3 protein-coding genes and 1 pseudogene are annotated in these 3827 nt (G+C 69.0%); 3 read left to right on the top strand and 1 reads right to left on the bottom strand.

Features of this window, described 5'->3' with window-relative positions:
- A pseudogene (locus tag HR086_RS45415) lies at positions 1 to 275 on the bottom strand (sulfatase); the annotation flags it as partial.
- A 127-nt stretch (positions 276 to 402) separates the two neighbouring features.
- Here HR086_RS45415 and HR086_RS45410 point away from each other — a divergent pair.
- From HR086_RS45410 to nuoD, 3 genes are all read left to right on the top strand, one after another.
- Positions 403 to 1686, top strand: coding sequence for an adenylate/guanylate cyclase domain-containing protein (locus HR086_RS45410; protein ID WP_174468769.1), 1284 nt, complete (start codon positions 403 to 405; stop codon positions 1684 to 1686).
- A gap of 180 nt (positions 1687 to 1866) precedes the next feature.
- The gene (locus HR086_RS45405) at positions 1867 to 2385 is read left to right on the top strand and encodes an NADH-quinone oxidoreductase subunit C (RefSeq protein ID WP_174468770.1); all 519 of its coding nucleotides are present in this window, start codon (positions 1867 to 1869) and stop codon (positions 2383 to 2385) included.
- A 14-nt stretch (positions 2386 to 2399) separates the two neighbouring features.
- Complete coding sequence (nuoD, locus tag HR086_RS45400) at positions 2400 to 3659, top strand: NADH dehydrogenase (quinone) subunit D (RefSeq protein WP_141648282.1); 1260 nt, start codon at positions 2400 to 2402, stop codon at positions 3657 to 3659.
- Positions 3660 to 3827 lie beyond the last annotated feature (168 nt).

The following is a 3827-nucleotide window of genomic DNA, read 5'->3' as shown; positions in this document are numbered from 1 at the left end:
CCCCAGACGCGAGCGAGCCCCCACGCCACGCCCGCGAGCACCATCCCCGCCACCAGGTAGACGGCCGCCACGCGCAGGAGCAGGCCCGGGAGCACCGGCCTCACCGCCGCCGCCAGCGCCGCGTAGGGCCCGTCCACGGGGATGTCCACGCCGACCAGCCCCGAGCGCAAGAGCAGCCAGGACTCTCCAGCGAACAACACCAACCCCAGGCCCGCGCCCAGCACGAGGCGCCAACCGAGCGAACGGAACGGATGAGGAGGAACGGACTCAGCCATGCATCCGCGTGTATACCGCAACGCGACAGGCTCGCTAGGCAAGGACCCTTTCCGGCCCGGAAGGTGCGAGCGCGGTCCAGACGGTGCAAGATGTGCGTGCTGCGGAAGTCGACCCGTGGAGCCTGGGATGGGGGGTGAGGGCCTGAGGTCCAACGCGCCAGAAGGCATCCAGGACTCGGTGAACCGGGCCCTCGACGACGAGCGGCGACGCAACGCGCGCCAGCTCTCGAGGATTCGCTTCGTCGCCGTCACCGTCATGCTCGTGATGTCGGCCTGTCTGGGCCTGGGCGTGGGCAAGGCGGACTGGGTCGAGTACCTCCGCCCCCTCTCCGTCTACTGGCTCTGCACCGCGGCGGTGTGGGTGGCCGTGGCCCGCTCGCCCCGCGCCGTGCGCTGGGCCGGCCTGTCCGTGGCCTTCATCGACGTGCCGGCGGTGTACTGGATCCAGAGCCACGCGATTCCAGTGTCGCCCTCCCCCGGGGGCGTCGCCGGCTTCACGCTCGGCATCTTCGCGGTGCTGGTCATCCTCGCGGCGCTGTCGCTGCGCAACACCGTGACGCTCGTCGTCACCGCCTTCGCCGCCGTCGCGGAGATGGCGCTCCAGCACCAGGCCGGCATCGGCATCGGCGCCCAGTTGGCCTCGGTGGTCATGCTCTCCGTGGCCGCCGCCGGCGCCCGCCACCTGCTCAACCGCATCCGCGCGCTCTCCGCCGCCGTCTCAGAAGAGGAGCTCAAGCGCGCCCGCCTCGGCCGCTACTTCGCCCCCGCCGTCGCGGAACGACTCCAGCGCCTCGCCTCCCCGGAGCCGGAGCTGCGCGAGGTGACCGTCCTCTTCGCCGACATCCGCGACTTCACCTCGATGAGCGAGCGGCTCCCCCCGGGCGAGGTCGTCAAGCTCCTCAACGCCTACTATGGCCGGATGGTGGAGGTGGTATTCCGCCATGGAGGAACGCTCGACAAGTTCATCGGGGACGCACTCATGGTGTACTTCGGGGCCCCGTTGGCGGACGCCGAGCACGCCGAGCGCGCTGTGCGCTGCGCCCTGGCGATGGTGCGGGAGCTGGAGGACTTCAACGCGGACCGGGCGCTCCAGGGGGCTCCGGCCCTGCGGATGGGGGTGGGGGTCCACACCGGCCCCGTCGTCCTGGGCAACATCGGCTCCACCGCCCGGCGCCTGGACTACACCGCCATTGGCGACACGGTGAACCTGGCCAGCCGCATCGAGGGGCTGACCAAGCGGGTGGGCGTCCCGGTGCTCGTCTCGGAGGCCACCCGGGACCAGGCGGGCCCCCTCTTCCACTGGGAGGCCATCACCCAGGCGCTCGTGCCTGGCAAGAGCCGGCCGGTGGCCACCTTCGTCCCCCTGGCGACGGCCCCCGCCCTCGTGGGGTCCCCGGGCTCGGCGGCCTGAATTCCTCCCCTTCCACCGATCCACACGCCCGCTCGGACGCCGCGTGCGCAACGCGGGCTTCTGGGCTTCCTAAGTGGCCTACATGGTTGAGGGTTTACGTTGACGCCCCCCTTCTGGGCTCCTTATAAAGCCGCGGATTCTTCTCCCTCAGTCATTGGGTCCCCCTTGAGCACTTTCGCGTTGGACAGGGTCTCCGCCCACTTTCCCGAGGCGGTGGTGGAGCGTTATGTGGACCGGGCCGGTGGCGCCTGGGCCGTGATCCATCCCGACTCGCTCCCGAAGGTCGCCGCGTTCCTCAAGAACGACGCGGAGCTGGAGTTCAAGCTCTTCGGCTCCATCGACGGCGTGGACCGGTTGCACCTGGCGGAGAACGACCCTCGCTTCGAGGTCGTCTACTTCCTCTACTCGTTCAAGCGCCACGAGCACGTGCGGCTCAAGGTGCGCGTGAGCGAGCACCAGCCAGTCATCCCCACGCTGGTGCCGCTGTTTCGGGGCGCCAACTGGTGGGAGCGCCTGACCTTCGACTTCTACGGCATCCGCTTCGAAGGCCACCCGGACCTGCGCCGCATCCTCCTGTACGACGAGTTCCAGGGCCACCCGCTGCGCAAGGACTACGCGCTGCGAGACCGGCAGCCGCTCATCCCTGAGCGCCCCATCAAGGACATCTTCCGCGGTCCCGGCACCAGCGGGCACTCCTGAGGACGACAGACACCATGGCCGACAGCCACACGTTTGATGCGAAGGGCCACAATCCGGACACCGACGGCTCGCTGCCGCCGGAGGGCTCGGAGCTGGAGGCCCACCTCCAAAGCAAGCACATGGTCATCAACATGGGCCCGTCCCACCCGGCCACGCACGGCACCGTGCGGCTGAAGGTGGAGCTGGACGGCGAGACCATCGTCAAGATCGACCCCGAGATTGGCTTCCTGCACCGCGGCTTCCAGAAGAGCTGCGAGAACGTCACCTGGACGCAGTGCCTGCCGTACACGGACCGGCTCAACTACCTGTCCGCGATGATGAACAACTTCGGTTTCCTCAACGCCGTGGAGAAGCTCATCGGCCTGGAGATTCCGGAGCGCGCCCAGTACATCCGCGTCATCGGCAGCGAGCTGCACCGGCTGACGGACCACCTGACGTGCGTGGGCGCCACCGGCCTGGAGATGGGCGGCTTCGCGCCGTTCCTCTACGGCATGGAGGCCCGCGAGCTCATCCAGGACCGCGTCACGGAGCTGACCGGCGCGCGCCTCACCACCAGCTTCGGCCGCGTGGGTGGCATCAACCGCGACCTGCCCGAGGGCTGGGCGGACAAGGTCCACAAGACGCTCACCCGCACGGAGGAGCTGCTGGTGGAGATGGACGGGTTGCTCACGCGCAACCGCATCTTCGTGGACCGCACCAAGAACACCGGCGTCATCAGCGCCGAGGACGCCATCGACTACGGCTGGACGGGCCCGGCGCTGCGCGCGTGCGGCATCGACCACGACCTGCGCAAGGCGCACCCGTACTGGGTCTACGAGCGCTTCAACTTCAGCGTCGCGGTGGGCGAGCACGGCGACAACTACGACCGCTACCTCGTCCGCATGGAGGAGATGCGTCAGTCCATCAGCATCATCCGCCAGGCGTTGGAGACCATCCCCGCAGGCCCCATCATCGTGGATGACTGGCGCATCGCGCTGCCGCCCAAGCCGGAGGTCTACGGCACCATCGAAGGCGTGATGGCGCACTTCAAGCTCGTCATGGAGGGCATCCAGGTGCCGCCCGGCGAGTGCTACGACGCGACCGAGGCCTCGAACGGCGAGCTGGGCTGGTACCTGGTGAGCGACGGGCGCGGTCGTCCGTACAAGGTCCATGTGCGCGCCCCGGGCTTCCCGGTGCTCGCGGCGGTGCCCCATATCATCGAGGGGAAGATGCTGGCGGACCTCATCCCCACGTTTGACACCATCAACATGATTGGCGGCGAGGTCGAGCAGTGAGCAACGACGACACGAAGAAGCCGACCGGTGATGCGCAGCCGCCCCCCAAGGGCGCGCCCACGGACACCCCCGCGGCGAAGATCGGTCCCGAGCCCTCCAACCCTCCGGCCGGCGCGAAGCTGGACACGCCCCCCGCGGCGGCCAGCAGCTGTCTCTTATACACAACTG

It is taken from the genome of Myxococcus sp. CA039A, assembly GCF_013336645.1.
Lineage (GTDB): Bacteria > Myxococcota > Myxococcia > Myxococcales > Myxococcaceae > Myxococcus > Myxococcus llanfairpwllgwyngyllgogerychwyrndrobwllllantysiliogogogochensis.
This window is presented reverse-complemented; position numbering and strand designations above follow the sequence as displayed.

Bases quoted from the DNA above. Each gene is read 5' to 3' on its own strand.
- HR086_RS45410 (WP_174468769.1), top strand. From the start codon at position 403: ATGGGGGGTGAGGGCCTGAGGTCCAACGCGCCAGAAGGCATCCAGGAC.
- nuoD (WP_141648282.1), top strand. From the start codon at position 2,400: ATGGCCGACAGCCACACGTTTGATGCGAAGGGCCACAATCCGGACACC.